Origin of the sequence: Agromyces hippuratus (assembly GCF_013410355.1) — a bacterium.
GTDB lineage: Bacteria > Actinomycetota > Actinomycetes > Actinomycetales > Microbacteriaceae > Agromyces > Agromyces hippuratus.
In genome coordinates this window covers 3044592-3068764 of sequence record NZ_JACCFI010000001.1, presented here as the reverse complement: position 1 = coordinate 3068764, position 24173 = coordinate 3044592, and the positions used below count along the sequence as shown (strand labels likewise).

24 protein-coding genes are annotated in these 24173 nt (G+C 69.8%); 15 read left to right on the top strand and 9 right to left on the bottom strand.

Annotated elements, in window-relative coordinates; translation table 11 throughout:
- Positions 1-35 precede the first annotated feature (35 nt).
- Entirely contained in the window at positions 36-1394 is a 1359-nt protein-coding gene (gene aspS / locus BJY17_RS14350) for an aspartate--tRNA(Asn) ligase (RefSeq protein WP_322789847.1), read from the top strand.
- Between the two features lie 41 nt (positions 1395-1435).
- Complete coding sequence (locus BJY17_RS14345; RefSeq protein ID WP_179552894.1) at positions 1436-2368, top strand: formylglycine-generating enzyme family protein; 933 nt, start codon at positions 1436-1438, stop codon at positions 2366-2368.
- A 7-nt stretch (positions 2369-2375) separates the two neighbouring features.
- On the opposite strand, the gene BJY17_RS14340 is transcribed toward BJY17_RS14345, so the two are convergent.
- From BJY17_RS14340 to BJY17_RS14320, 5 genes are all read right to left on the bottom strand, one after another.
- A complete protein-coding gene (locus BJY17_RS14340) occupies positions 2376-4037 on the bottom strand; it encodes a SulP family inorganic anion transporter (RefSeq protein ID WP_179551955.1) in 1662 nt (553 codons plus the stop codon).
- 8 nt (positions 4038-4045) lie between these two features.
- Entirely contained in the window at positions 4046-4993 is a 948-nt protein-coding gene (locus tag BJY17_RS14335) for an HAD family hydrolase (RefSeq protein WP_322789846.1), read from the bottom strand.
- Positions 4990-7350 (bottom strand): sulfatase-like hydrolase/transferase, encoded by a 2361-nt coding sequence (locus tag BJY17_RS14330; protein ID WP_179551954.1) that lies wholly within the window; start codon positions 7348-7350, stop codon positions 4990-4992. The genes BJY17_RS14335 and BJY17_RS14330 overlap by 4 nt, the downstream gene beginning before the upstream one ends.
- 153 nt (positions 7351-7503) lie before the next feature.
- A complete protein-coding gene (locus tag BJY17_RS14325) occupies positions 7504-7776 on the bottom strand; it encodes a glutaredoxin family protein (RefSeq protein ID WP_179551953.1) in 273 nt (90 codons plus the stop codon).
- 111 nt (positions 7777-7887) lie between these two features.
- A complete protein-coding gene (locus tag BJY17_RS14320) occupies positions 7888-7986 on the bottom strand; it encodes a 30S ribosomal protein bS22 (protein ID WP_003792170.1) in 99 nt (32 codons plus the stop codon).
- Positions 7987-8104: 118 nt separating this feature from the next.
- Here BJY17_RS14320 and BJY17_RS14315 point away from each other — a divergent pair, with 118 nt between their 5' ends.
- Together BJY17_RS14315 and BJY17_RS14310 are read left to right on the top strand one after the other, a co-directional pair.
- On the top strand, positions 8105-8614 hold the full coding sequence (locus tag BJY17_RS14315; RefSeq protein ID WP_179551952.1) for a GNAT family N-acetyltransferase: 510 nt from the start codon (positions 8105-8107) through the stop codon (positions 8612-8614).
- A 95-nt stretch (positions 8615-8709) separates the two neighbouring features.
- A complete protein-coding gene (locus BJY17_RS14310) occupies positions 8710-9192 on the top strand; it encodes an anthrone oxygenase family protein (protein WP_179551951.1) in 483 nt (160 codons plus the stop codon).
- 13 nt (positions 9193-9205) lie between these two features.
- Here the strand turns inward: BJY17_RS14310 and BJY17_RS14305 are convergent, their stop codons facing one another.
- Positions 9206-9646, bottom strand: coding sequence for an ArsR/SmtB family transcription factor (locus BJY17_RS14305; RefSeq protein ID WP_179551950.1), 441 nt, complete (start codon positions 9644-9646; stop codon positions 9206-9208).
- A gap of 70 nt (positions 9647-9716) precedes the next feature.
- Here BJY17_RS14305 and BJY17_RS14300 point away from each other — a divergent pair, with 70 nt between their 5' ends.
- Together BJY17_RS14300 and BJY17_RS14295 are read left to right on the top strand one after the other, a co-directional pair.
- A complete protein-coding gene (locus BJY17_RS14300) occupies positions 9717-11159 on the top strand; it encodes a TrkH family potassium uptake protein (RefSeq protein ID WP_376865090.1) in 1443 nt (480 codons plus the stop codon).
- Complete coding sequence (locus BJY17_RS14295) at positions 11152-11820, top strand: potassium channel family protein (RefSeq protein ID WP_074260799.1); 669 nt, start codon at positions 11152-11154, stop codon at positions 11818-11820. Before BJY17_RS14300 ends, BJY17_RS14295 begins: the two co-directional genes overlap by 8 nt.
- 3 nt (positions 11821-11823) lie before the next feature.
- On the opposite strand, the gene BJY17_RS14290 is transcribed toward BJY17_RS14295, so the two are convergent.
- Positions 11824-12222 (bottom strand): hypothetical protein, encoded by a 399-nt coding sequence (locus BJY17_RS14290; protein WP_179551949.1) that lies wholly within the window; start codon positions 12220-12222, stop codon positions 11824-11826.
- A gap of 40 nt (positions 12223-12262) precedes the next feature.
- Here BJY17_RS14290 and BJY17_RS14285 point away from each other — a divergent pair, with 40 nt between their 5' ends.
- From BJY17_RS14285 to BJY17_RS14255, 7 genes are all read left to right on the top strand, one after another.
- The gene (locus BJY17_RS14285) at positions 12263-12508 is read left to right on the top strand and encodes a hypothetical protein (protein WP_179551948.1); all 246 of its coding nucleotides are present in this window, start codon (positions 12263-12265) and stop codon (positions 12506-12508) included.
- Positions 12505-12594, top strand: a complete 90-nt coding sequence (locus BJY17_RS19045) for a potassium-transporting ATPase subunit F (protein WP_022891167.1) — start codon at positions 12505-12507, stop codon at positions 12592-12594. The genes BJY17_RS14285 and BJY17_RS19045 overlap by 4 nt, the downstream gene beginning before the upstream one ends.
- Positions 12594-14267 (top strand): potassium-transporting ATPase subunit KdpA, encoded by a 1674-nt coding sequence (gene kdpA / locus BJY17_RS14275; RefSeq protein ID WP_179551947.1) that lies wholly within the window; start codon positions 12594-12596, stop codon positions 14265-14267. Before BJY17_RS19045 ends, kdpA begins: the two co-directional genes overlap by 1 nt.
- 75 nt (positions 14268-14342) lie before the next feature.
- The gene (gene kdpB / locus BJY17_RS14270) at positions 14343-16478 is read left to right on the top strand and encodes a potassium-transporting ATPase subunit KdpB (protein ID WP_246304042.1); all 2136 of its coding nucleotides are present in this window, start codon (positions 14343-14345) and stop codon (positions 16476-16478) included.
- A 26-nt stretch (positions 16479-16504) separates the two neighbouring features.
- Complete coding sequence (kdpC, locus tag BJY17_RS14265; protein WP_179551945.1) at positions 16505-17110, top strand: potassium-transporting ATPase subunit KdpC; 606 nt, start codon at positions 16505-16507, stop codon at positions 17108-17110.
- Positions 17111-17121: 11 nt separating this feature from the next.
- Positions 17122-19623 (top strand): ATP-binding protein, encoded by a 2502-nt coding sequence (locus BJY17_RS14260; RefSeq protein ID WP_179551944.1) that lies wholly within the window; start codon positions 17122-17124, stop codon positions 19621-19623.
- Positions 19620-20330: a response regulator gene (locus tag BJY17_RS14255; RefSeq protein WP_179551943.1), complete on the top strand. Its 711-nt coding sequence runs from the start codon at positions 19620-19622 to the stop codon at positions 20328-20330. The genes BJY17_RS14260 and BJY17_RS14255 overlap by 4 nt, the downstream gene beginning before the upstream one ends.
- Before the next feature lie 20 nt (positions 20331-20350).
- Here BJY17_RS14255 and BJY17_RS14250 read toward each other — a convergent pair whose 3' ends face one another.
- Positions 20351-21847, bottom strand: coding sequence for an HNH endonuclease signature motif containing protein (locus tag BJY17_RS14250; RefSeq protein ID WP_179551942.1), 1497 nt, complete (start codon positions 21845-21847; stop codon positions 20351-20353).
- Positions 21848-21907: 60 nt separating this feature from the next.
- On the opposite strand from BJY17_RS14250, the gene BJY17_RS14245 reads away from it, so the two are divergent.
- The gene (locus BJY17_RS14245; RefSeq protein ID WP_246303738.1) at positions 21908-22294 is read left to right on the top strand and encodes a pyrophosphohydrolase domain-containing protein; all 387 of its coding nucleotides are present in this window, start codon (positions 21908-21910) and stop codon (positions 22292-22294) included.
- 27 nt (positions 22295-22321) lie between these two features.
- On the opposite strand, the gene BJY17_RS14240 is transcribed toward BJY17_RS14245, so the two are convergent.
- Positions 22322-22888, bottom strand: a complete 567-nt coding sequence (locus BJY17_RS14240; protein WP_179551941.1) for a DUF402 domain-containing protein — start codon at positions 22886-22888, stop codon at positions 22322-22324.
- Between the two features lie 121 nt (positions 22889-23009).
- Between BJY17_RS14240 and rlmC the strand changes: the two genes are divergently transcribed.
- The gene (rlmC, locus tag BJY17_RS14235; RefSeq protein ID WP_179551940.1) at positions 23010-24134 is read left to right on the top strand and encodes a 23S rRNA (uracil(747)-C(5))-methyltransferase RlmC; all 1125 of its coding nucleotides are present in this window, start codon (positions 23010-23012) and stop codon (positions 24132-24134) included.
- Positions 24135-24173: the final 39 nt, after the last annotated feature.

Here is a 24173-nt window from a genome sequence, read left to right as displayed (position 1 = left end):
CGCGTCGCGAACACCCACGGGTAGGATGGTCGATCGTGAGCACCCGCACCCTCGTCAAGAACCTCGCCGCCCTCCCCGACGGCCCCGTCACCGTGTCCGGATGGGTCGAGACCGTGCGCGATCAGAAGAAGGTGCAGTTCGTCATCCTTCGCGACGAGTCGGGTGCCGTGCAGCTCGTGAACCCCGCGACGCGCGAGGTCGACCCCTCGCTCACTGAGCCTGCCGAAGTGGCCGAGGCATCCGCTCGCCTGGCGACGACCGAGACGATCTCGGCGCTCGCGCACGGCTCCTTCATCACCGTCACCGGCGAGCTGAAGCACGACGAGCGCGTCAAGCTCGGCGGCCTCGAGGTGAAGATCGCCTCGCTCGAGGTCGTCACCGCAGCCAACCCCGAGACGCCGATCGCGGCCGACTCGAGCCTCGACAAGCGCATGGACTGGCGCTTCCTCGACCTGCGTCACCCCAAGCAGGCCCTCATCTTCCGCATCCAGACCACCTTCCTCCACGCGCTCCGCGGCGTGTGGGTCGAGAAGGGCCTCATCGAGATCCAGACCCCGAAGCTGATGGCCTCGGCGTCGGAGTCGCGCGCAGAACTCTTCGAGGTCGAGTACTTCGAGGGCAAGGCGTACCTCGCGCAGAGCCCCCAATTCTTCAAGCAGATGGCGCAGGCGGCCGGCTTCGGCGGCGTCTTCGAGGTCGGGCCCGCGTTCCGCGCCGACCCCTCGTTCACCTCGCGCCACGCGACCGAGTTCACCTCGGTCGACACCGAGATCAGCTGGATCGACTCGCACGAAGACGTCATGGCCCTGCACGAGGAACTCATCGTCGCGGGCTTCCAGGCCGTCGTCGACAAGCACGGCGCCGAGATCGCCGAGCTCTTCGGCATCGAGCTCACGGTGCCGACGCGCCCGTTCCCGCGCATCCCGCTCGCCGAGGCGAAGCAGATCGTCGCCGACCGCGGCTACGTCATCCCGCGCACCGACGACGACATGGACCCCGAGGGCGAGCGCCAGATCTCGGCGTACGTGAAGGAGGCGTTCGGCCACGACTTCGTCTTCCTCACCGACTACGCGGCGAGCATCCGGCCGTTCTACCACATGCGGCACGAGGGCGACCCGAGTCTCACGAACTCCTACGACCTCATCTACAACGGCGTCGAGATCTCGACGGGCGCGCAGCGCGAGCACCGCATCGACGTGCTCGTCGAGCAGGCTCGCGACAAGGGCATGGACCCTGAGGAGCTCGAGTTCTACCTCGACTTCTTCCGCTACGGCGTGCCGCCGCACGGCGGCTTCGGCATGGGCCTCGCGCGCGTGCTGATGCTCATGCTGAACGAGCACTCGATCCGCGAGACCACGTACCTGTTCCGCGGCCCGACGCGCCTGCAGCCGTAGTCACCCGTCGTAGGCTCGAAGACATGACCGAGCCCACGCCCATGATCCGCATCGAGGGCGGCACGTTCCGCATGGGCTCCGACGAGTTCTACGCCGACGAGACGCCCGTGCACGAGCGCACGGTGGGCTCGTTCGAACTCGACGTGCACCCGGTCACGAACGAGCAGTTCGCCGCGTTCGTCGAGGCGACCGGCTATGTCACCGTGGCCGAACGCCCGCTCGACCCGGCCGACTTCCCCGGCGTCGACCCGGCCGACCTCGTGCCCGGCGGGCTCGTGTTCACGCCCACCCCGGGCCCCGTCGATCTGCGCGAGTGGCGGCAGTGGTGGCGTTGGGGCGCCGGCGCGAGCTGGCGGCACCCGTTCGGCCCCGAGGCATCCGTTCGGCAGGCTCAGTTCGGCGCCGTCGACGCGCTCGTCGACCGCCCGACCCATCCGGTCGTGCAGGTGAGCTTCGAGGATGCCTCGGCCTACGCCGCCTGGGCGGGCAAGCGTCTGCCGACCGAGGCCGAGCTCGAGTTCGCCGCGCGCGGCGGGCTCGACGGCGCGCGCTTCGCCTGGGGCGATGAGGAGTTCCCCGACGGCCGGCTGATGGTCAACCGCTGGCAGGGCTCGTTCCCCTACCGCAACACCGGCGCCGAGGGCTGGGCGGGCACCTCGCCCGTGAAGACCTTCCCGGCGAACGGCTACGGGCTCTTCGACGTCACCGGCAACGTGTGGGAGTGGACGACCGACTTCTACACCGCGCGCCACAACCCGCCGGGCGTCGATGCGGTCGACGCCGAGCGGCGCCCGAACCTGCTCGCCGCAGCGTCGGCCGAGCCCGGCTCGCGCATCCCGCGCCGGGTGCTCAAGGGCGGCTCGCACCTGTGCTCCCCCGACTACTGCCTGCGCTACCGGCCGGCGGCCCGCTCACCGCAGGCCGACGACTCGGCGACGACGCACATCGGGTTCCGCTGCGCCCGCGATTCCTGACCCGGCGCTACCCGGCCGGCCGAGCCCCGACCGCGACCGCGGCCTCGAGCGTCGGGTAGACCCGCCCGGCGGCCTCGAGCCCGGCGAACCAGCTCGTGCGACGCGCGATCACCGCCCCCGGCTCGGGCACGGCGGCAAGTCGCAGCTCGACGCCGGTCGCGGCGAGTTCGCGATCGAGGTCGGCGAGCGTGTCGAGCACCGTGATCGACGTCGCCGAGAGCCGGGTGAGTTCGAGGGCGACCGCCCGGATGCCCGCGCCATCGGCAGCTGCCTCCTCGGCGGCGGCCGCGGCGGCGAGCACCGCGTTCTCGTTGGCGACCACGTTCGCGGTGTAGAGCGGGCCCATGAGGCGCACGGGCAGCACGCCGTCGACCGGCTCGGCCACGTCGATGCGCAGCCGGTCGAGCTCGCGCAGCACCACGACGAACGTCGCGAGGACGCCGACGACGACCGCGAGCAGCAGGCCCGCGGTGAGCCCCACGAACGCCGTGGCCGCGGCGATCCAGAAGTCGTTCCGGCTGATGCGCCAGAACCGCACGAGCGAGCCGACGTCGATGAGGCTGATCACGGCGACGAAGACGAGTGCGGCGAGCGTCGCCTGCGGCAGCAGGCTCAGCACCGGCCCGAGGAACAGCGCCACGAGCACCGCGAGCACGACCGTCACGATCGTCGCGAGCTGCGTGCGCGCACCGGCGCCCTGGTTCACCGCGCTCTGCGAGAAGCCGCCGGCGGCGGGCAGCACCTGGAAGAACGAGCCGACGGTGTTGGCTGCGCCGGTCGCGAAGAGCTCCTGGTCGCTGTCGATCTGCGGTTCGCCGGGCTTGCGGATGCCCCGCGCCACCGCGGCGGACTCGAGGAACGCCATCACCGCGATCGCGAGCGCACCCGGTATGAGCTCGGGCACGTGCGCGAACGAGGGCAGTGACGGCGGCGGGAAGCCCTGCGGCACCGGCGGGATGAGCTCGACGCCCGCACCCTCGAGGCCGGCGAACGCGACGAGCAGGATGCCCGCGGCGACGACGATCAGCGGCCCGGGCACCCGCGGGGCGAAGCGCTTCAGCAGGAAGAGCACGACGATCGATCCGGCCGAGAGGGCGATCGTCACCGGGTTCGCACCGGGCACGGCCTCGACGACGGCGACGAGCGAGCGGATGAATCCATGGCCCGAGAAGTTCGACGTCTCGCCGAGCAGCTTCGGCAGCTGGCCGACCGCGACGGTCGCGCCGACGCCGACCTGGATGCCGACGATCGTCGCCTTCGAGATGTTCTCGACGAGGGAGCCGAGCCGCAGCAGCCGGCAGACGAGCAGGAGCAGCCCGACCATGAGCGTGAGCGCCATGAGGTCGGGCACGGGGTCGTCGGAGCCCGCGGCGACACCCGCCGACACGAGCGTCGTCGCGGTCAGCGTCGCGATCGTCGACGTCGTCGACACGCTCATCGCCCGTGAGCCGCCGAGCATCGCGTAGACGAGCATCGGCACCATGCACGTGTAGAGCCCGACCTGCACCGGCAGGTTCGCGATCGTCGCGTACGCCATCGCCTGAGGGATGACGACGGCCCCGGCCGACAGCCCCGCGAGCAGGTCGGCCCCGAGCCAGCCGCGCTGATAGCCGCGAAGGGTCGGGAACAGCAACGGTCGCCGCCGCGATGCAACGGTGGTGCGCGACATCCGCTCGCCTATGCTGCCGGGTCGGGGAAGACGCTCGCCCAGTCGTGCGCGACGCTCACGACCGTGAAGCCGTGCTCGGATGCCGCGGCGAGCGCCTGCTCGGCCCCCTTGTCGTAGGGGGTGTCGCCACGACCGGTGTCGTCGTCGTGGTGCACGAGCAGGGTGAGGTGCTGCGCGCTGCCCTGCGTGTAGCGGAGCATCTGGATGTCGCCGTTGGAGTTGCCGGCGGCGAAGATCGGGCGGCGCCCGATGCGCGTCCAGATGCGCACCGGTTTCACGGGGCCGTCGTCCATGAAGTCGAACGTCGAGTGATAGTGCACCTGGTTCGACGCCTCGTCGTAGCCGAGCCCGAGGGCCGACCCGATGACGCGCTCGGGCGGGATTCCGTAGTACTCCGCCGTCATCGGCCGCATGAAGTCGCGGTCGCCGCCCGACACGATGTAGTTCGAGAAGCCGTTGGCCTCGAGGTACCGCAGCAGCTCCACCATGGGCTGGTAGACCACCTCGGCGTACGGCCGGTGCAGGGTCAGGTGCCGGGCGTCGCGGTAGAAGTCGGCGACCATCGCGGCGTACTGTTCCACGCCCAGATCGGCGGTCGACCCGAGGATCGCGCCGATCATGACCTTCACATCCGAGTCGTCGCCGGCGTAGTGCTTGTCGACCGCTCCCCCGAGCCACGCGAGGTCGCCGGTGACGGCCGCCTTGTAGGGCTGCTGCTCGGCGAGCGACGGGTCGGCCGCGGCTGCCGCGGCCCACTGCTGCACGATGAAGTGCAACTGCGTGGGCATGGGCTTCTCGGTCCAGAGCGTGCCGTCGTTGTCGAAGACCGCGACGCGTTCCTCGACCGGCACGGCGCCGGGGCCGTCGGTGACCGATGCCACGAAGTCGATGATCGCGTCACGGGTCGCACCGTCCGTCCACGACGGCAGCGCCCGCACGGAGTCGTTCGCGCTCACTGCCGGGTCATCGCGATCTGCATCTGGTGGGCGGGGTCGATGAGGTGGTCGTGGTTGTCGTCGCCGACATCGATGCGCACCCACGAGATCTTGCCCGAGAATGCGTTGCCGGTCGCCTCGTAGTCTGCCGACACCGGTGACGCGACATCCACGCCGACGTCGACCGTCTCGTCCATCGAGAAGAAGAACGGCAGTGTGCGGCTCACCCGGCCCTCGCCGAGCTTCGTCTCGCCGTCGAAGAGCGTTACTGCGCCACCCTTGCCGAGGCCCCCGCCGTCGTACGCGAAGTGCACGCGGAGCTCGTGAGCACCCGGCTCGAGCACCGCCTCGGAGGTCGTGTAGTCGGTCTCGATGCCCATGATGTTGTACGCGAAGCGCAGCGTTCCCTCGTGCAGGTACAGGCTCCACCCGCCGTAGGAGCCGCCCTGCGCGATGATCACGCCGGCCGCGCCCGACTCGGGGATGGTCACCTTCGCGGTCACCGTGAACGACTTGTTCTTGATGTTGACGACCGAGTTCTCGCTGAGGCGCTTCATGCCCGAGTACAGGGTCTGCGAGGTGCCCTTCACGAGGGCGGGCCGCCCGGCGATCTCCTCGTTGAACCGCTCGGCCGAGCGGATGTCCATGGGCAGCACGTTGAATCGCGCGGCCTGGATCAGGAAGAGCCGCTGCAGCTCGGCGAGCTTGGCGGGTTCCTTCGCCGCGAGGTCGTTGGACTGGGTCCAGTCCTCCTCGACGTTGTAGAGCTCCCACACGTCGTCGTCGAGGCCGTGGCTCGACGCGAGCCACGGGTCCTTGTGCTTGGCGACCGCCGTCCACCCCTTGTGGAAGATCGCCCGGTTGCCGAGCATCTCGAAGTACTGGGTGGTGTGCGTCTCCTCCGCGTCGGCAGAGGCGAACGATGAGTTCATCGGCGTGCCCTCGTAGGGCCGTTGCGTGACGCCGTGCACGGTCGCCGGCTCGGGGATGCCGGCAGCCTCGAGCACCGTCGGCGCCACGTCGATGACGTGCGCGAACTGGTTGCGGATCTCGCCGCGAGCGGCGATGCCGTTCGGCCACGAGACGATCGTGCCGTTGCGGGTGCCTCCCCAGTGGCTCGCCACCTGCTTGGTCCACTGGTAGGGCGTGTCCATCGCGTGCGCCCAGCCGATCGCGTAGTGGTTGTACGAACGGGGGGTGCCCAGGTCGTCCTGGTGCTCGATGAGGTAGGCGTCGTCTTCGAGCTCGTTCATGTGGTTGATCGTGAACGCCTCGTTCGTCGTGCCCTTCATGGTGCCCTCGGCGGATGCCCCGTTGTCGCCGATGATCACGTAGACGAGCGTGTCGTCGAGCACGTCGAGCTCCTCGAGGGCGTCGAGCAACTCGCCGACGTAGTGGTCGGCGTACTCGAGGTACCCGGCGTAGACCTCCATCTCGCGGGCGAGCACGGGGTGCAGCTCGGGGTTCATCTCGTCCCACGCGGGGATGCCGGGGCTGCGCTCGGTGAGCACCGCGTTCTCGGGGACGACGCCGAGCGCCTTCTGCCGCGCGAAGGTCTCCTCACGCAGGGCGTCCCAGCCCTGGTCGAACTTGCCCGCGTACTTGTCGGCCCACTCGGCGGGCACGTGGTGCGGGGCGTGGGTCGCGCCCGGCGCGAAGTAGGTGAAGAAGGGCTTGTCGGGGGCGAGCGCCTTCTGCTGCTTCGTCCAGTCGATGGCCTTCTGGGTCATGTCGGCCATGAAGTGGTAGCCCTCTTCAGGGGTGCCCCACGGCTCGACCGGCGTCGTGCCCTCGTAGATCGCGGGGTACCACTGGTTGGTCTCGCCGCCGATGAAGCCGTAGAAGTACTCGAAGCCGCCGCCGGGGCTCGGCCACTGGTCGAACGGGCCGACGGGGCTCGACTGCCAGACGGGCACCTCGTGGCACTTGCCGAACTGGGCGGTGCTGTATCCGTTGAGCTTCAACGTCTCGGCGAGCGGCGCGCAGTTGTTCGGGCGCAGCGAGTTGTAGCCGGGCGCGCTCGTGGCGATCTCGGTGATGCCGCCCATGCCGACCGTGTGGTGATTGCGGCCCGAGAGCAGCGCAGCACGAGTCGGCGAGCAGAGCGCGGTCGTGTGGAAGCGCGTGTACTTCAGCCCCTGCGCGGCGACCCGCTCGAAGTTCGGCGTGTGCACGGGCCCGCCGAAGGCGCTCGATGCGCCGAAGCCGGTGTCGTCGATGAGCACCACGAGCACGTTGGGTGCACCCTCGGGGGGAAGCAGCCGCTCGATCGGCGGGTAGTGCGTGTCGGGGTCGGTCGCGTCGTACGTCACCGTGCCCGTGTAGGCCAGGTCCGGAATCGGCAGTGTCGAACGCTGGACGTCGGGCTTGGTGCTCACAGTCGGTCTCCCAGGTCTGGGAGGGCGATGACGAGGGCGGGATGCCCCGGCACACGCCCTTCCCGCTCAGAAGCCGTCGACCCCCGACGGCTACCCGTCAACCGTGCCACAGCGCGCGTCGAGTGACAACGCGACACGATCGCGGATCGGGAGTCAGCCGGCGAGCAGTGCCGTCTTCAGCCGCACCGGGTCGATGCGCCAGTAGTTGTGCACGACGTCGTCGATGAGCACGACGGGGATCTCCTCGGCGTAGCGGGCGCGCAGTTCGTCGTCGTCGAGGATCGAGCGCTCGTCGAGCACGATGCGCGGCGGGGCATCCGTCGCCTCGATCTCGGCCACCACGGCCTGCACGACCTCCCGTGCGTCGTCGCAGAGGTGGCAGCCGGGCTTGCCGATGAGCGTGAGTCGGATGTCGCGTCGGGTCACCGTCTCAGGGTACGCCGCCGATGCCGGGCGCCGGCCGAGGGCGACCGGTTTCCGGGTACAGCGAAAAGCGCCAGGCCGCAGGGCCTGACGCTCAGCCGTCGTCTCGAAGGACTACTTCTTGTTGCGACGCTGGTGGCGCGTCTTGCGAAGCAGCTTGCGGTGCTTCTTCTTCGCCATACGCTTGCGGCGCTTCTTGATGACGGAACCCATCAGAACCTCACAGAAAAGATCGAGTCGGACGCGCGTGCCGCGGCCGGAGGCCAGAAAGCCTCGGGGTAGTCTACCGGATCCGAACGGCAGCCTTCGCCCGATGGGTTAGCGTCGAGGGATGCCCCGCCCCGATCTCGTGATCCGAACCACCGAGGAAGCCGACTGGCAAGCCGTGCGAGCCCTCCGCCTCGAGATGCTGCGGGACACCCCGCTGGCCTACGGCGAGACCCTCGCCACGGCCCTCGACGCCGACGAGGCGACCTGGCGGGCGCGGGCCGCACGAGGCACCACGCCCCGGCAGACCTCGATCGTCGCGATCGACGGCGAGCGCTGGATCGGGCACATGGGCGGCTACATTCCGGATGCCACGTCGGGCCCGATGCTCGTCGGCGTCTACGTCGCACCCGAGCACCGCGGCGACGAGGCCGGCGTCTCGCGCCGGTTGCTCGAAGCGGTCGAGCATTGGGCGCGCGAGTTCGGCGGCACGCTGCGCCTCGAGGTGCACGAGCACAACCCGCGGGCGATCCGCTTCTACGAGAAGCTCGGCTTCACGCTCACCGGCCGCAGCCGCGAGTACGAGCTCGCGCCGGGCGGGCTCGAACTCGAGATGATCAAGCCGCTGCACTGAGTTCCTCCGATGGTTGAGCCCGCCTGCCGGTTGAGCTCGTCGAAACCTTCCTCTGCCGGTTGAGCTCGTCGGAACCCGCACGGCAGACTGGGCGCATGCCCGCATCGCTGGAAGTGCTGCTCGTCGTCGCGATCCTCGGCACCGGCCTCGTCGCCGGCGTCTTCTTCGCCTTCTCGGGCTTCGTCACCCAGGGCATCGGGCGTCTGCCCGCCGCTGACGCCGCGCGGGCGATGCGCGAGATCAACGTCACCGCCGTGCGCGCCCCGCTCATGCTCGCGATCTTCGGCACGGCGCTCGTGGTGGCGGTGCTCGCCGTGTTCGCGTTCCTGGGCGAACCCGAAGGGGCGACGTGGTGGTCGCTCGGCGGCGCGGCGCTCTACCTGGTCGGCGTGGTCGGCGTGACGGGCGGCGCGAACGTGCCGCGCAACAACCGCTTGGCGGCCGCTGCCGAAACGGATGCCTCGGCGCTCGCCGCCGCATGGACGGCGTTCCGCCCGGGCTGGCTCGCGTGGAACCACGTGCGCACGATCGCGTCGACCGCGGCGTGCCTCGCGTTCGTGCTCGCCCTCGTGGGCTGAGGAGGGAGCCGGCTCAGCGGCGCTTCTTGGGTGCGACGACCGCGGTGACCTGGTGCGCGGTCTCGGCGAACGCCTTGCCGATGGCGGCGGCGAAGGCGAACTGCTCGTTGTTCAGGGCGACCTCGTCGCGGGCACCGGCGCTCGCGAGCGTCGCGGCGTCGGCCGCGGCATCCGTCGAGACGAATGGGATCAGCCAGTCCTCGAGCGTCTCGAGCGGCGTGCGGTCCAGCTTGTAGTAGCGGTGCTGGCCCTCTTCACGCACGGCGACGAGGCCCGATTCGCGCAGCACCTTCAGGTGCTTCGAGACCGTCGGCTGACTCGCGCCGAGCGCGCTCACGATCTCGGAGACGCTGATCTCACCGCCCGACGACGGCACCTCCGCTTCGCGCTCGAGGAGCACTGCGAGGATGTCGCGTCGCGTCGAGTCCGCCACCACGTCGAAGATGTCCGCCATGCCCCAAGGTTAGTCACTCCGCGTGGGGAGTACCATGACTCACGCGTTCGGTGACGGCGGAGGGGGCTCGATGCGCGCACAGCCGATGGGTCGACTCGGCCGAGTCGACCGCCGGTCGTGGCTCGGCAAGGTTCGCGACGCGGTCGACACGCTCATGAAGCACTCGCCGTCGCGATTCGCGATCCTCATCTTCGCGGCGCTCATCGTGCTCTTCACCGTGCTGTTCTCGCTGCCGATCGCGAGCGCCGACCGGCAGGTCACGCCGCTCCATGACGCGGTGTTCACCGCGGTCTCGGTCATCTGCGTCACCGGCCTCGCGACGGTCGACATGGCGACGCACTGGTCGCCGTTCGGCAACGTGCTCGTCTTCATCGGCGTGAACATCGGCGGCGTCGGCGTGCTGACGCTCGCGTCCATCCTCGGCCTCGTGATCTCCCGGCGTCTCGGCCTGCGGGCCAAGCTCATCGCCGCGAGCGACTCGAACCCCTCGCGCATCCACGTCGGCCCGGTCTCCGAACGCCAGGCGGTGCGCCTCGGCGAGGTCGGCGGGCTGCTCGCGACCGTCGCGATCAGCGCACTCGTCATCGAGGTGACGATCGCGATCGGCATGATCCCGAGCATGCTCGCGGCGGGCTACGACGCGTGGCACTCGTTCTGGTACAGCTTCTACTACTCGGCCATGGCGTTCACGAACACCGGGTTCAGCCCGAACCCGGGCGGCCTCGAGCCGCTCGTCGGCGACTACTGGTTCCAGTCGCTGCTCATGCTCGGCGTGTTCCTCGGCAGCCTCGGCTTCCCCGTGATCTTCGCGTTGGCGCGGGCCTGGCGTCAGCCGCGCCGCTGGAGCGTGCACGTGAAGCTCACGCTCGCGACGACCTCGATCCTCTTCGTCGCCGGTGCCGCGATGTTCCTGCTGCTCGAGTACGGCAACCCGAAGACCTACGGCCAGCTCGACGCCGGCCCGACGGTCTTCCAGTCCTTCTTCATGTCGATGATGACGAGGTCGGGCGGGTTCTCGACGATCAACATGCACGACCTCAACGGCTCGAGCCTGCTCGTCTCCGACATGCTCATGTTCATCGGCGGTGGCTCGGCGTCGACCGCCGGCGGCATCAAGGTCACGACCCTCGCAGTGCTGTTCCTCGCGGCCTTCGCCGAGGCCCGCGGCGCCCCCTCGATGGAGGCGTTCGGCCGGCGCATCCCGCGCGACATGCTGCGCCTCTCGGTCAGCGTGGTGCTCTGGGGTGCGACGATCGTCGCCGTCTCGTCGATCGCCATCCTGCAGATCACGAAGCAGCCCTTCGATTACGTGCTCTTCGACGTGATCTCGGCGTTCGCCACGTGCGGGCTCTCGACGGGCCTCACGGCCGAGCTGCCGCCCGAGGGCGTCTACGTCATGGCGGCCACGATGTTCATGGGGCGGGTTGGTACAGTGACACTCGCCGCGGCCCTGGCGGCGAGCCAGCGCCGGCAGTTGTTCAAACGTCCGGAAGAGAGGCCCATCGTTGGTTGATCGAATCAGGCACGACGCCCCGGTGCTCGTGATCGGCCTCGGCCGCTTCGGAGCCGCCACCGCGGGTCAGCTCGACCGTCTCGGCCGCGAGGTGCTCGCCGTCGACGAGAACGAGGGCCTCGTTCAGAAGTGGTCGGAGCGGGTCACCCACGCCGTCGTCGCCGACGCCAAGTCGATCGATGCGCTGAAGCAGATCGGCGCGCAGGACTTCTCCATCGCGGTGTGCGCGGTGGGCTCGTCGATCGAGGCATCCGTGCTCATCACGGCCAACCTCGTCGACCTGAAGATCCCGCAGATCTGGGCGAAGGCGATCTCGGCCTCGCACGGCAAGATCCTGCAGCGCATCGGCGCCAACCATGTCATCTACCCCGAGCGCGAGGCCGGCGAGCGCACCGCGCATCTCGTGAGCGGCCGCATGCTCGACTTCATCGAGTTCGACGACGACTTCGCCCTGGTGAAGATGTATCCGCCGAAGCCGATCCGCGGCAAGAACCTCACCGAGTCGGGCGTGCGCTCGAAGTACCGCGTGACCGTCGTCGGCGTGAAGAGCCCGGGCAAGCCGTTCACCTACGCGACCGAGCAGACGGTGGTCTCCAACCACGACCTCATCATCGTCTCGGGCACCGAGGGCGACATCGAGCGCTTCGCGGCGCTCGAGTAGGGCTCAGCCGACGAACATCAGCACGATGCCGATGACGGCGGATGCCGCGGCGATGCCGAGGAACACGATGCCGAGAATGCGGATGACCCGTCGACCCGTCGGCGGTTCGTGGAGTCGCAGTCGGTACGGCTCCCGCTCCTTGTAGAACGCGGGCTCCTCGTCGGGGTTGGTGACGTGCGCACGCTCGTCGGCGCTCAGCCGACGCGACTGGAAGCCGTCGTCGGTGAACCACCGCACGATGCTGCCGCCGCCGTCGTCATCGACGACGACCGCCTCGGTGCGCAACCAGCGGCCGTCGGCCACGCGGATGAGCAGCGCGAGCAGCAGGCACCCGAGCCCCGCGGCGAGCGCGAACCATCCGATCACCTCGGTGATGACCGAGATGGTGTCCGCCGCGTTCATGTAGCCAAAGGTATCGCCCCGCGGGCACTGCCGACGTCACGTGAGCGGCGCATTCGGATCGCCCGACGAGGCGTTAGGGGTCCGTGAGGATCGGCGCCGGGGCATCCGCTCGGGTGTTGCATCGGATCTGCCGGTTGAGCCTGTCGAAACCTGCCCGCATGCCGCGACCGCGGCCCGCGGAACTCCCGAACCTGGAGTCTTCGTGCTCGACGTCGTCTACATTCTCGGCATCATCGCCGTGTTCGTACTCGTCGGCCTCATCGCCAGGGGGGTCGAGAAGCTGTGATCTTCTTCGAACTCCTCGCTGCCGCGTTGGGTGTCGCCGCTGTGGTGTACCTCGTGTACGCCCTCGTCAAACCTGAGCGGTTCTGATGGAGGGCCTCTTCGCCGTCATGCAGGCGGCCACCCTCGCCCTGATCCTCGCCCTCCTCTACCGCCCGCTCGGCGACTACATGGCGCGCCTCTACACGAGCGATCGCGACTGGAGGTTCGAGCGCGGCCTCTACCGCCTCATCGGCGTCGACCCGCGCTCGGAGCAGTCCTGGCCCGCCTACCTCCGCGGCGTGCTCGCGTTCTCGGTCGTCGGGCTGCTGTTCGTCTACGTGCTGCAGCGCGCCCAGGCGGTGCTGCCCTACTCGCTGGGCCTGCCTGCCGTGCCCGAGGGGCTGTCGTTCAACACCGCGGCGTCCTTCGTCGCGAACACGAACTGGCAGTCGTACTCGCCTGAGCTCACGATGGGCTACACCGTGCAGCTCGCGGGCCTCGCGGTGCAGAACTTCGTCTCGGCCGCCGTCGGCATCGCCGTCGCCGTGGCGCTCGTTCGCGGCTTCGCTCGGCGTGGCTCCGGCACGATCGGCAACTTCTGGGTCGACCTGTTCCGCGGCGCGTTCCGCCTGCTGCTGCCGCTCTCGGTCGTCGGCGCGATCGTGCTGCTCATCGGCGGCGTCGTGCAGAACTTCAACGGCTTCACCGAGATCACGACCCTCGCGGGCAACACCCAGAACCTGCCCGGCGGCCCGGTCGCCTCGCAGGAGGTCATCAAGCTGCTCGGCACGAACGGCGGCGGGTTCTTCAATGCGAACTCCGCCCACCCGTTCGAGAACCCAACCGCCTGGACGAGCCTCTTCCAGAACGTGCTCATGCTCGCGATCCCCTTCGCCCTGCCCCGAACCTTCGGCAGGATGGTCGGCTCCAACAAGCAGGGCTACGCGATCCTCGCCGTCATGGCGACGCTCTACCTGATCTCGCTCTTCGCGCTCAGCGCGCTCGAGTCGGGCGGCAACGGCACCGCTCCCGAGCTCGCCGGTGGCGCGCTCGAAGGCAAGGAGGCGCGCTTCGGCATCTTCGGTTCGGCGCTCTTCGGCACCACGTCGACGCTCACCTCGACCGGCGCCGTGAACTCCATGCACGACTCGTTCACCGCCCTCGGCGGCATGATGCCGATGCTGAACATGATGCTCGGCGAGGTCGCCCCCGGCGGCGTCGGCTCGGGCCTCTACGGCATGCTCGTGCTCGCGATCATCGCGGTGTTCATCGCCGGCCTCCTCGTCGGCCGCACGCCCGAGTACCTCGGCAAGAAGATCGGCCCGCGCGAGATCAAGCTCGCGAGCCTCTACATCCTCGTCACGCCGACGCTCGTGCTCGTGGGCACCGCCCTCAGCTTCGCGATCCCCGGCATCCGCGAGGACGTCGAGTCGGTCTCGATCTGGAACCCCGGCATCCACGGCATGAGCGAGGTGCTCTACGCGTTCACCAGCGCGTCGAACAACAACGGCTCGGCGTTCGCGGGCCTCACCGCGAACACCCCGTGGTTCAACACGGCGCTCGGCGTCGCGATGCTGCTCGGCCGGTTCATCCCGATCGTGCTGGTGCTCGCCCTCGCCGGCAGCCTCGCCGCGCAGGACAGGGTGCCCGCCACCGCAGGCACCCTGCCCACCCACCGGCCGCAGTTCGTCGGCCTCCTCGTGGGCGTCACGGTCATCGTGACCGCGCTCACCTACTTCCCCGTTCTCACGCTGGGTCCCCTGGCTGAAGGGCTGAACTGATCCATGTCCACCACCATCACTACGCTCCCCGAGCCTGTCGAAGGGCCCGAGCAGGCGGAGCACACCCCCCGTCAGATGGGCTCCCCCTCGAAGCGCCCCGCAGGCGCGTTCGGACCCGCGCAGATCGTCGCGGCCCTGCCCGGCGCGTTCCGCAAGCTCGACCCGAGGCAGATGTGGCACAACCCCGTCATGTTCCTCGTCGAGGTCGGCGCCGCGCTCACGACCGTGCTCGCGATCGCCGAGCCGTTCCTCGGCGGCCCCGAGTCATCGGGCGGCACCGCCGTGCCGCTCTCATTCACCTGGGCGATCGCCGTCTGGCTCTGGCTCACCGTGCTCTTCGCGAACCTCGCGGAGTCGGTGGCCGAGGGGCGCGGCAAGGCGCAGGCCGACACGCTGCGGCAGACCCGTACGTCGACGGTCGCGCGCCGCGTCACGGCGTACGACGAGGTATCGGATGCCGCGGCCGAGCGCTCCGCGATCGCCGAGGTCCCCTCGGGCGACCTCCGGCTCGGCGACATCGTCGTCGTGACGGCGGGCGAGTCGATCCCGGGCGACGGCGACATCATCCACGGCATCGCCTCGGTCGACGAGTCGGCGATCACGGGCGAGTCGGCCCCGGTCGTGCGCGAGTCGGGCGGTGACCGCTCGGCGGTCACCGGCGGCACCCGCGTGCTCTCCGACCGCATCGTGGTGCGCATCACCTCGAAGCCCGGCGAGACCTTCGTCGATCGCATGATCGCGCTCGTCGAGGGTGCGTCGCGCCAGAAGACGCCGAACGAGATCGCGCTGAACATCCTGCTCGCGAGCCTCTCGATCATCTTCGTGATCGTCACGCTCACGTTGAACCCGATCGCCTCGTACGCGGCGTCGCCGGTCTCGATCCCGGTGCTCATCGCACTGCTCGTCTGCCTCATCCCGACGACGATCGGCGCCCTGCTCTCGGCCATCGGCATCGCGGGCATGGACCGCCTCGTGCAGCGCAACGTGCTCGCGATGTCGGGCCGGGCCGTCGAGGCGGCGGGCGACGTCACGACGCTGCTGCTCGACAAGACCGGCACCATCACCTACGGCAACCGCCGTGCCAGCGAGTTCGTGCCGATGCCGGGCGTCGACGTCTCAGAGCTCGAGCGGGCCGCGGCCCTCTCGTCGCTCGCCGACCCCACCCCCGAGGGATCGTCGATCGTCGACCTGGCGGCGGAACGCGGCATCCGCTTCGAACCTTCGACCGGCTCAGGGAACGGGGTGGCCGGCGAGGTCGTGCCGTTCACGGCGCAGACCCGCATGTCGGGGCTCGACCTGCCCGACGGCTCGAGCATCCGCAAGGGCGCCGGCTCAGCGGTCATCGCGTGGGTCGAGGCATCCGGTCGCATCGCCTCGTCGACGTACGACGAGCTCGAGCAACGGGTCGAGGCGATCTCGAACAGCGGCGGCACGCCGCTCGTCGTGGCCGCGAAGGACGCGGACGGCGAGGCGCGCCTGCTCGGCGTCGTGCACCTGAAGGACGTCGTGAAGGACGGCCTCACCGAGCGCTTCGCCGAGCTCCGCGCCATGGGCATCCGCACGGTCATGATCACGGGCGACAACCCGCTCACGGCAAAGGCGATCGCGGCCGAGGCCGGCGTCGACGACTACCTCGCCGAGGCCACGCCCGAAGACAAGATGGCGCTCATCAAGCGCGAACAGGCGGGCGGCAACCTCGTCGCCATGACCGGCGACGGCACGAACGACGCCCCGGCGCTCGCGCAGGCCGACGTCGGCGTCGCGATGAACACGGGCACGTCGGCCGCGAAGGAGGCCGGCAACATGGTCGACCTCGACAGCGACCCGACGAAGCTCATCGAGATCGTGCGCATCGGCAAGCAGCTGCTCATCACGCGCGGCGCGCTCACGACGTTCTCGATCGCCAACGACGTCGCGAAGTACTTCGCGATCATCCCGGCGATGTTCGCGGGCGTCTTCCCAGGGCTCGCCGTGCTGAACCTCATGCAGCTGCACTCCCCCGCCTCGGCGATCCTGTCGGCGATCATCTTCAACGCGATCATCATCGTGATCCTGATCCCGCTCGCACTTCGAGGGGCGAAGTACAAGGCCGGCGGCGCGTCCGCGATCCTCAGCCGCAACCTGCTGATCTACGGCCTCGGCGGCATCATCGCCCCCTTCATCGGCATCAAGCTGATCGACCTCGTCGTCAGCCTCATCCCCGGGTTCTAGGCCCGGGAGCGAAAGGAAAACACACCATGAGCTCCACTCGCACTGCGGTCCGCACCCACTGGGTGGCGGTTCGCGCGATGCTCATCTTCACCGCCGTGCTCGGCGTCGCCTACACGCTCCTCATCACGGGCATCGGGCAGGTCGTCCTGCCCGCCCAGGCGAACGGCTCGCTCATCCGGTCTGGCGACGAGGTCGTGGGCTCCACCCTCATCGGCCAGTCGTTCACGGATGCTTCCGGCGAGCCGCTTCCCGAGTGGTTCCAGCCCCGCCCGTCGGCGGCCGGCGACGGGTACGACGGCGGCGCGTCGAGCGGCAGCAACCACGGCCCCGAGAACGCCGACCTCATCGCCGCGATCGAAGAGCGGAAGGCGCAGGTCGCCGAGTTCAACGGCGTCTCCGAAGCGGATGTCCCGGCCGACGCGGTCACCGCATCGGCGTCGGGTCTCGACCCGCACATCAGCCCGGAGTACGCCCTGCTGCAGGTGGCGCGGGTCGCCGACGAGCGCGGCCTCCCCGAATCCGAGGTGCGCGAACTCGTGGAGTCTAGGATTCAGGCACGGGATCTCGGGTACCTGGGCGAGCCGACCGTCAACGTGCTGCAGCTGAACCTCGCCCTCTCCGAGCTGGGCTGAGGGGCAGATTCATGAAACGGGGGCGGCTTCGCGTGCTGCTCGGCGCCGCCCCCGGCGTCGGCAAGACCTACTCCATGCTCGAAGAGGGCCGGCGCCTGCGGGGCGATGGTCACGACGTCGTGGTGGCCTTCGTCGAGACGCACGGTCGCAAGGCGACGGCCTCGATGGTCGCCGGCCTCGAGGTACTGCCGCGCACCACGGTCGAGCACCGCGGCATGGGCCTCGACGAGATGGACCTCGACGCGGTGCTCATGCGCCGGCCAGAGATCGCCCTCGTCGACGAGCTCGCCCACACCAATGCGCCGGGGTCGCGGCACACCAAGCGCTGGCAGGACGTCGACGAGCTGCTCGACGCCGGCATCGACGTGATCTCGACGGTCAACACCCAGCACATCGAGTCGCTCGGCGACGTCGTGCAGCAGATCACGGGGGTCGCCCAGCGCGAGACGATCCCCGATGCCGTGCTGCGGGCGGCCGACCAGATCGAGGTCGTCGACCTCGCCCCGCAGGCTTTACGCGACCGGCTCGCGGGCGGCCTCGTCTACCCGGCCGAGCGCATCGACGCGGCGCTCTCGAACTACTTCCGTCTCGGCAACCTGACCGCGCTCCGCGAGCTCGCCCTGCTCTGGCTCGCCGACGAGGTCGACTCGGCGCTCAAGGCCTACCGCGTCGAGCACGGCATCGACCGCAAGTGGGAGGCGCGCGAACGCGTCGTCGTCGCCCTCACCGGCGGCCCCGAGGGCGAGACGCTCCTGCGCCGCGGTGCCCGCATCGCCTCGCGATCGTCGGGCGGCGAGCTCATCGCGGTGCACGTCACGAATCCCGACGGCATGCGGGCGCGGCATCCTGGCGCCCTCGATGGCCAGCGCACGCTCGTCGAACAGCTCGGCGGCACCTTCCACCAGGTCGTCGGTGAGGACGTACCGCGTGCGCTCGTCGACTTCGCGAGAGCGGCGAACGCCACGCAGCTCGTCATCGGCGTGAGCCGCCGATCGCGACTCGCGGCGGCATTCACGGGACCGGGCATCGGGGCGACGGTCATCCGCGAGTCGGGTGACATCGACGTGCACATCGTCACGCACGCGGCGGCCGGCTCGGGGTTCTCGCTCCCGAAGCTCGGCGGGGCGCTCAGCCGCGGGCGCATGCTCGTCGGCTTCGCCGTGGCCCTCATCGCCGGGCCGCTGCTCAGCTGGCTGCTCGTGACGTTCCACACCGAGACGTCGATCACGAGCGACGTGCTCGCGTACCAGTTGCTCGTCATCGTCGTCGCCCTCATCGGAGGCATCTGGCCCGGTCTCTTCGCCGCCGTGCTCTCGGGCCTCACCCTCAACTTCCTGTTCGTGCAGCCGACGCACACGCTGACGATCAGCGACCCGAGGCAGTTCCTCGCCCTCGTGTTCTACGTCGCCAACGCCCTGCTCGTGAGCTACGTCGTCGACCAGGCCGCACGCCGCACGCGCATCGCCCGGCGGGCGGCCGCCGAGTCGCAACTGCTCGCGACGCTCGCGGGCAGCGTGCTCCGCGGTGAGGACGCCCTGCAGGCGATGGTCACCCGCACCCGCGAGGCGTTCGGCCTCACTGGCGTGCGCCTCCTCGTCGACGGCGAGCCCCGGGTGGCCGACGGCGAGCCGACGCGCGACGACCGGGTCACCGAGATCCCCATCGGCAGTCGCGGCGTGCTCGAACTGCACGGGCAGGACCTCGAGGCATCCGAGCGCCGCCTGTTGCAGGTCATCGCGACCCAGATGGATGCCGCGATCGAGCACGGCGCGCTCGCGACCGCCGCATCGGCGGCCGACGCCCTCGTCGAAACCGATCGTGTGCGCTCGGCCCTGCTCGCCGCCGTCGGCCACGACCTGCGGCGCCCGCTCACCTCGGCGTCGGCGGCGATCAGCGCCCTGCGCTCACGCGAGGTCGAGCTGCCGGTCGCCCAACGGGAGGAACTTCTCGCGACCGCCTCCGAGAGCCTCGACGCCCTCGCCGAGCTCGTCACCAACCTGCTCGACGTGAGCCGGGTGCAGGCCGGGGCGCTCGCGGTCACCCTCGCCCCGACCGAAGTCGCCGATGTCGTCCTGCCCGCCCTCGACGAGCTCGCACTCGGGCCGGGCGACATCGAGCTCGACCTCGCCGACGACCTCGTGCCGGTGCTCGCCGACGGCGTGCTGCTGCAGCGCGTCGTGGTCAACCTGCTCGCGAACGCCGTGCGGCACAGCCCCGACGACGAGCGCGTGCGTCTCGCCGCGAGCTCGTTCCAGGGCCGCACCGAGCTGCGCGTCGTCGACCGCGGCCCCGGCATCCCCGTCGAACGCCGCGACGAGGTGTTCACCCCGTTCCAGCGCCTCGGCGACACCGACAACGACACCGGCCTCGGGCTCGGACTCGCCCTGTCGAAGGGCTTCGTCGAGGGAATGGACGGCACACTGGAGGTCGAGGACACCCCCGGCGGCGGCCTGACCATGGTCGTCACCCTGCCCTCCGCCCCGAGCACGCCGACCACCGAGGAGCTGCGATGAGGATCCTCCTCGCCGACGACGACGACCAGCTGCAGCGCGCGCTGCGCATCACGCTCGTCGCGCGCGGCTACGAGGTCGTCGCCGCTCGCGACGGCGCCGAGGCGATCGACCTGGCCGCGAACGCGCACCCCGACCTGATCCTCCTCGACCTCGGCATGCCTCGCGTCGACGGCCTCGACGTCATCCGGGCCGTGCGCGCGTGGTCGAAGGTGCCGATTCTCGTGCTCTCGGGTCGCACCGACTCCGCCGAGAAGGTCGACGCGCTCGACGCCGGCGCCGACGACTACGTGACGAAGCCCTTTGCGATGGATGAGCTCCTCGCACGCATCCGCGCGCGTGCCCGGTCGACGAGCGGCGAAGCGGATGCCGCGGCCTACGCGATCGGCGCCCTCACCGTCGACCTCGCCGCCAAGACCATCAGGTCGACGGATGCCTCGGGGCACGCGACATCCGTGCGCCTGACGCCGACCGAGTGGCGGCTGCTCGAGCTGTTCCTCAAGAACCCGGGCAAGCTCCTCACCCGGCAGATGCTGCTGAGCGAGGTATGGGGGCCATTCCATGCGAACGACGCCGGGTACCTGCGCCTCTACGTCGCGCAGCTGCGGCGAAAGCTCGAGCCGACGCCGTCGGAGCCGCGGTTCTTCCTCACGGAGCCCGGCATGGGGTATCGCTTCGAGCCGGGGGCGGTCGACGCCACCGGCGCCTGAGGTCAGCCCGCCGCGGCGGGTCAGGCCGCAGCGACCCTGGCCACTCGAGCCACGGGCGCCACGGGTGCACCGCTCGCTCCATACCTCGGCACTCGTCGCCGATTGCCGGGGCGTGGTCGCTGCTGCGGATCGAGATGCACCGGAGGGGTGAACCACGTCTGCGCATCGCGCACCGTGATGACCCAGCCGTCGTCATGCACGCGGTGATGATGGTGCGAGCACAACATGATGCCGTTGCCGATGTCGGTGCGGCCGCGATGACGCTTCCACCACCTGATGTGATGCGCCTGCGTGTGCGATGGCGGCCTGTTGCACGCCGGCCAGGCGCAACCGCCGTCACGCTCGACCAGAGCCAGCTTCTGCGCGGGCGTGAAGAGTCGGGCCGCGCGGCCGAGCTCGAGCGGCTCGGAGCGGTGATCGAGCAACAGCGGGCTGATGCCGGCCGACATCGCCAGCTCACGCACGGTCGCGACCGAGATCGGCTGATCGATGCCGTCGATCGTGGCATGACCCTGACCGGTGACGAGCGAGTCAGCGTCGATGCGCGCGACCACCGTGGCCTGCCTGAGCACCGCTGGCGCCTGCTTCGCCCCGAGCGAGAGTCGGGCGATGTCGGCGAGGGCATCGGCATTCATCTGCGCGATCGTGCGCTGCTCGTCGAAGATCTCATCGGGCTCGCCGAGCACATCGGGCTCGCCATCGGCGCGGGCGTGCTCACCATCGACCGACACGCCGAAGCCGCGCTTCGCATCGCGCGCCCGGTGCAGCTCCGCGCTGACGAGCGCCTCGACCGCGAGCTTGATCGGCGCACCGTTCGCCGGGTCGAACGCACCCTGCAGTTGGATCATGCCGGCGCGATCCTCCCAGATGCGCAGGCCCCGCTGCGAACGCAGCTCGTCTTCGCGCGGCTTCACCCCGTCGGGGTCGAGTCGCGCCTGCAGCTGCTTGACCAGCCTGGTGAGCCCGTCGACGCCGACCAGCGGCGCCCGCTCGACGAGGAACCGCTCGGCGTCACCGAGTTCGATTCGGTCGGCACGCACGGCGACGCCGTCGAGGAACCGACGGATCGTGTCGGCAGCATCGACGCACAGCGTGCCGTTCTCCAGACCGAAGGCCAGATGCGGATGCCGTGCCGGCAGCGTCTCGCCGGTGAACGAGGCACGCGACGCGGTCGCCTCCCCTACTGCCACGAGCTTGGCCGCGTCGCTGAACCTGCCGCCGGTGACCGACGCGATCAGACGCGCGGGCGAGGCGTAGCCGTGGCGGCGCGCGACATCGTCATCGCCGCCCATGCGAGAGCGACGCGCGAGCTCAGCGGCGCACTTGGTCTGCAACGCCTGCACGCGACGCTCCAGCTCGGCCAGCGACTCCGTCACCCGCACCAGACCATCACCGCTCATGGCGCGAACGTCGCGCTCCGCTTCGATCGATCCACCCGGCAATGCCTGCGCCCAGATGTCGTCGACTTCGGAGCACGCCGACCGCAACTCGGTGAGTGCGGCGGTCGCATCGGGCATGCCTCATTCTACCGCGGAACGGGCCGAGAATGGAAGAAATATTCGAGAGTATCACACCAAATGTTCGCCAAAAATGGAAGAGAGATTCGAGTAGTTCGAGGCAGAACGGTTACCCTCTCCCTCATGGAACTTCATGCCGTCGAAGATGCCGTCGAGTCGGTATCGCGCACCTATGCCGCGAAGTTCGACCTGAACCGCACGGACGAATGGTTCATGCTCAAGCTGCAGGAGGAGGTCGGCGAACTCACTCAGGCGTTCGTGGATCTGAAGGGCATGGGGCGCGACCGCGGCTTGAGCGAGGAGGAGAAGCGCGAGGCATTCGGGAACGAATGCGCCGACGTGCTCGCTCACCTCCTCCTCCTGGCTCGCAGCCAGGGCGTCGACCTTCCCGCCGCGATCGAGGCGAAGTGGCTTCGTTGGGCGGAGGCGGCCGCCCCACCGTCGTGACTCCGCGCGTGACCGCTGCTCCGGCGATCAACCGAGACGCACCAACTGCGCAAGCCACCCCGCAGCCGTCGCCCCGTCGAACGGCGCCTCGCGCCGCTGCACCGCCGCCAGCACGGCATCGGCATCGGCACGCGCGCGCGCCACGACCTCGGGCGGATATCCGAACTCCACCGCGTGCTCGGCGAACTCGTCTTCGTCCTCGATGAACGCCGGCGCCCCGGCGCGCTCGACGACGTCGAGATCGAGGTCCACGTAGGAGAGCGTCGACCCCGACGCATCCGCTCGCCACACGGGAACCGTCGCGATGTCGACGTAGATGCCGAGCCCCCGCGGATGCCCCGTGTTGAACGCGGCCGCCCAGCCCGCGCGCGGGAAGAGCGTGACCGAGTCCCACGTCGCGGTGAAACCATGCCCCGGTCGCTCGAACCGGGTGCCCGCGGGGAACCCGACCCAGTCGCCGTGCTCGTCGGAGCCGAGCCAGCGCCCGTCGAACTCCCAGTGCGGCTGCTCGGGCCACTTCATCGCGCGCACGCGCACGAGATCGCCGGGCACGCGTGAAATCGGGGCACGGGGTCGGTCGTCGTCGGCAGGCACGTGAACAACGTAGCCCCAGGCCGGTTTCGGCAGGCTCGACCCACAGCCCCAGGCCGGTTTCGGCAGGCTCGGCCCACAGCCCAGGGCAGCTCGACCCGTATCCGCGCCTACGCTGGAACCCGTGGACTGCTCCTACTTCGACGCCGGGCGCTGCCGGTCGTGCTCGCTCATGGGGCAGCCCTACGAGCGGCAGCTCGCCGACAAGCAGCGGCACGCCGAAGACCTCCTGCGGGCCCACGACGGCCTCGACTGGCTGGCGCCGATCGGCAGCCGCGAAGACGGCTACCGCAACAAGGCGAAGATGGTGATCGGCGGCACGACGGCGGCCCCCACCATCGGCATCCTCGATGCCGACGGCCACGGCATCAACCTCGAGGCCTGCGGCATCTGCTCCCCCGGCCACCGGGCGGCCTTCCCGGTGATCGCCGCGTTCATCACGCGCGCCGGGCTCACGCCCTACGACGTGCCGAGCCGCACCGGCGAGCTCAAGCACCTGATCCTCACCGAATCGCCCGACGGCGAGCTCATGATCCGCTTCGTCGTGCGCTCGACCGAGCCGGTGGGCCGCATCCGCAAGCACCTGCCGTGGCTCCTCGAACAGCTGCCGAACGCCCGCGTGGTCACCGCGAACGTGCTGCCCGAGCACAAGGCCGTGCTCGAGGGCGAGCACGAGATCGTCTTCACCGAGAACGAGACGCTGCCGATGCGACTCGGCGACGTGACCATGCACCTGCGGCCGCAGAGCTTCTTCCAGACGAACACCGAGATCGCCGAGGCGCTCTACATCGAGGCGCGCGACTGGGTGCGCGGGCTCGCGCCCGACTCGGCGTGGGACCTCTACTCGGGCGTCGGCGGCTTCGCCCTGCACATCGCGGATGCCGCGGCATCCGTCACCGGCATCGAGACGAGCGTCGAGGCCGTGGCCAGCGCAGAACTCAGCCGAACGGATGCCGCGCTCTCACGTGTGCGGTTCGAGTCCGGCGACGCCACGGCCTTCGCCCTCGGCGCCGAGACTGCCCCCGACCTCGTGATCGTGAACCCGCCCCGGCGGGGCATCGGCCGCGAGCTCAGCGGATGGCTCGAGGCATCCGACGTGCGTCACGTGCTCTACTCGAGCTGCAACGCGTCCTCGCTCGCACGCGACCTCGAGGCGATGCCGTCACTGCGGCCGGTGCGCGGCCGGGTGTTCGACATGTTCCCGCAGACGACGCACTTCGAGGTCATGGTGCTGCTCGAACGGGTCTGACCTCGAGGCCCGAGTCGGCGGCCGAGCGCCCGGTTGCTC

Excerpts from the sequence above, each read along its gene's own strand:
- BJY17_RS14345 (WP_179552894.1), top strand. The coding sequence starts at position 1,436 with ATGATCCGCATCGAGGGCGGCACGTTCCGCATGGGCTCCGACGAGTTC.
- BJY17_RS14340 (WP_179551955.1), bottom strand. The coding sequence starts at position 4,037 with ATGTCGCGCACCACCGTTGCATCGCGGCGGCGACCGTTGCTGTTCCCG.
- BJY17_RS14320 (WP_003792170.1), bottom strand. The coding sequence starts at position 7,986 with ATGGGTTCCGTCATCAAGAAGCGCCGCAAGCGTATGGCGAAGAAGAAG.
- BJY17_RS14315 (WP_179551952.1), top strand. The coding sequence starts at position 8,105 with ATGCCCCGCCCCGATCTCGTGATCCGAACCACCGAGGAAGCCGACTGG.
- BJY17_RS14310 (WP_179551951.1), top strand. The coding sequence starts at position 8,710 with ATGCCCGCATCGCTGGAAGTGCTGCTCGTCGTCGCGATCCTCGGCACC.
- BJY17_RS14305 (WP_179551950.1), bottom strand. The coding sequence starts at position 9,646 with ATGGCGGACATCTTCGACGTGGTGGCGGACTCGACGCGACGCGACATC.
- BJY17_RS14300 (WP_376865090.1), top strand. The coding sequence starts at position 9,717 with ATGCGCGCACAGCCGATGGGTCGACTCGGCCGAGTCGACCGCCGGTCG.
- BJY17_RS14290 (WP_179551949.1), bottom strand. The coding sequence starts at position 12,222 with ATGAACGCGGCGGACACCATCTCGGTCATCACCGAGGTGATCGGATGG.
- kdpA (WP_179551947.1), top strand. The coding sequence starts at position 12,594 with ATGGAGGGCCTCTTCGCCGTCATGCAGGCGGCCACCCTCGCCCTGATC.
- kdpB (WP_246304042.1), top strand. The coding sequence starts at position 14,343 with ATGGGCTCCCCCTCGAAGCGCCCCGCAGGCGCGTTCGGACCCGCGCAG.
- kdpC (WP_179551945.1), top strand. The coding sequence starts at position 16,505 with ATGAGCTCCACTCGCACTGCGGTCCGCACCCACTGGGTGGCGGTTCGC.
- BJY17_RS14260 (WP_179551944.1), top strand. The coding sequence starts at position 17,122 with ATGAAACGGGGGCGGCTTCGCGTGCTGCTCGGCGCCGCCCCCGGCGTC.
- BJY17_RS14255 (WP_179551943.1), top strand. The coding sequence starts at position 19,620 with ATGAGGATCCTCCTCGCCGACGACGACGACCAGCTGCAGCGCGCGCTG.
- BJY17_RS14250 (WP_179551942.1), bottom strand. The coding sequence starts at position 21,847 with ATGCCCGATGCGACCGCCGCACTCACCGAGTTGCGGTCGGCGTGCTCC.
- BJY17_RS14245 (WP_246303738.1), top strand. The coding sequence starts at position 21,908 with ATGTTCGCCAAAAATGGAAGAGAGATTCGAGTAGTTCGAGGCAGAACG.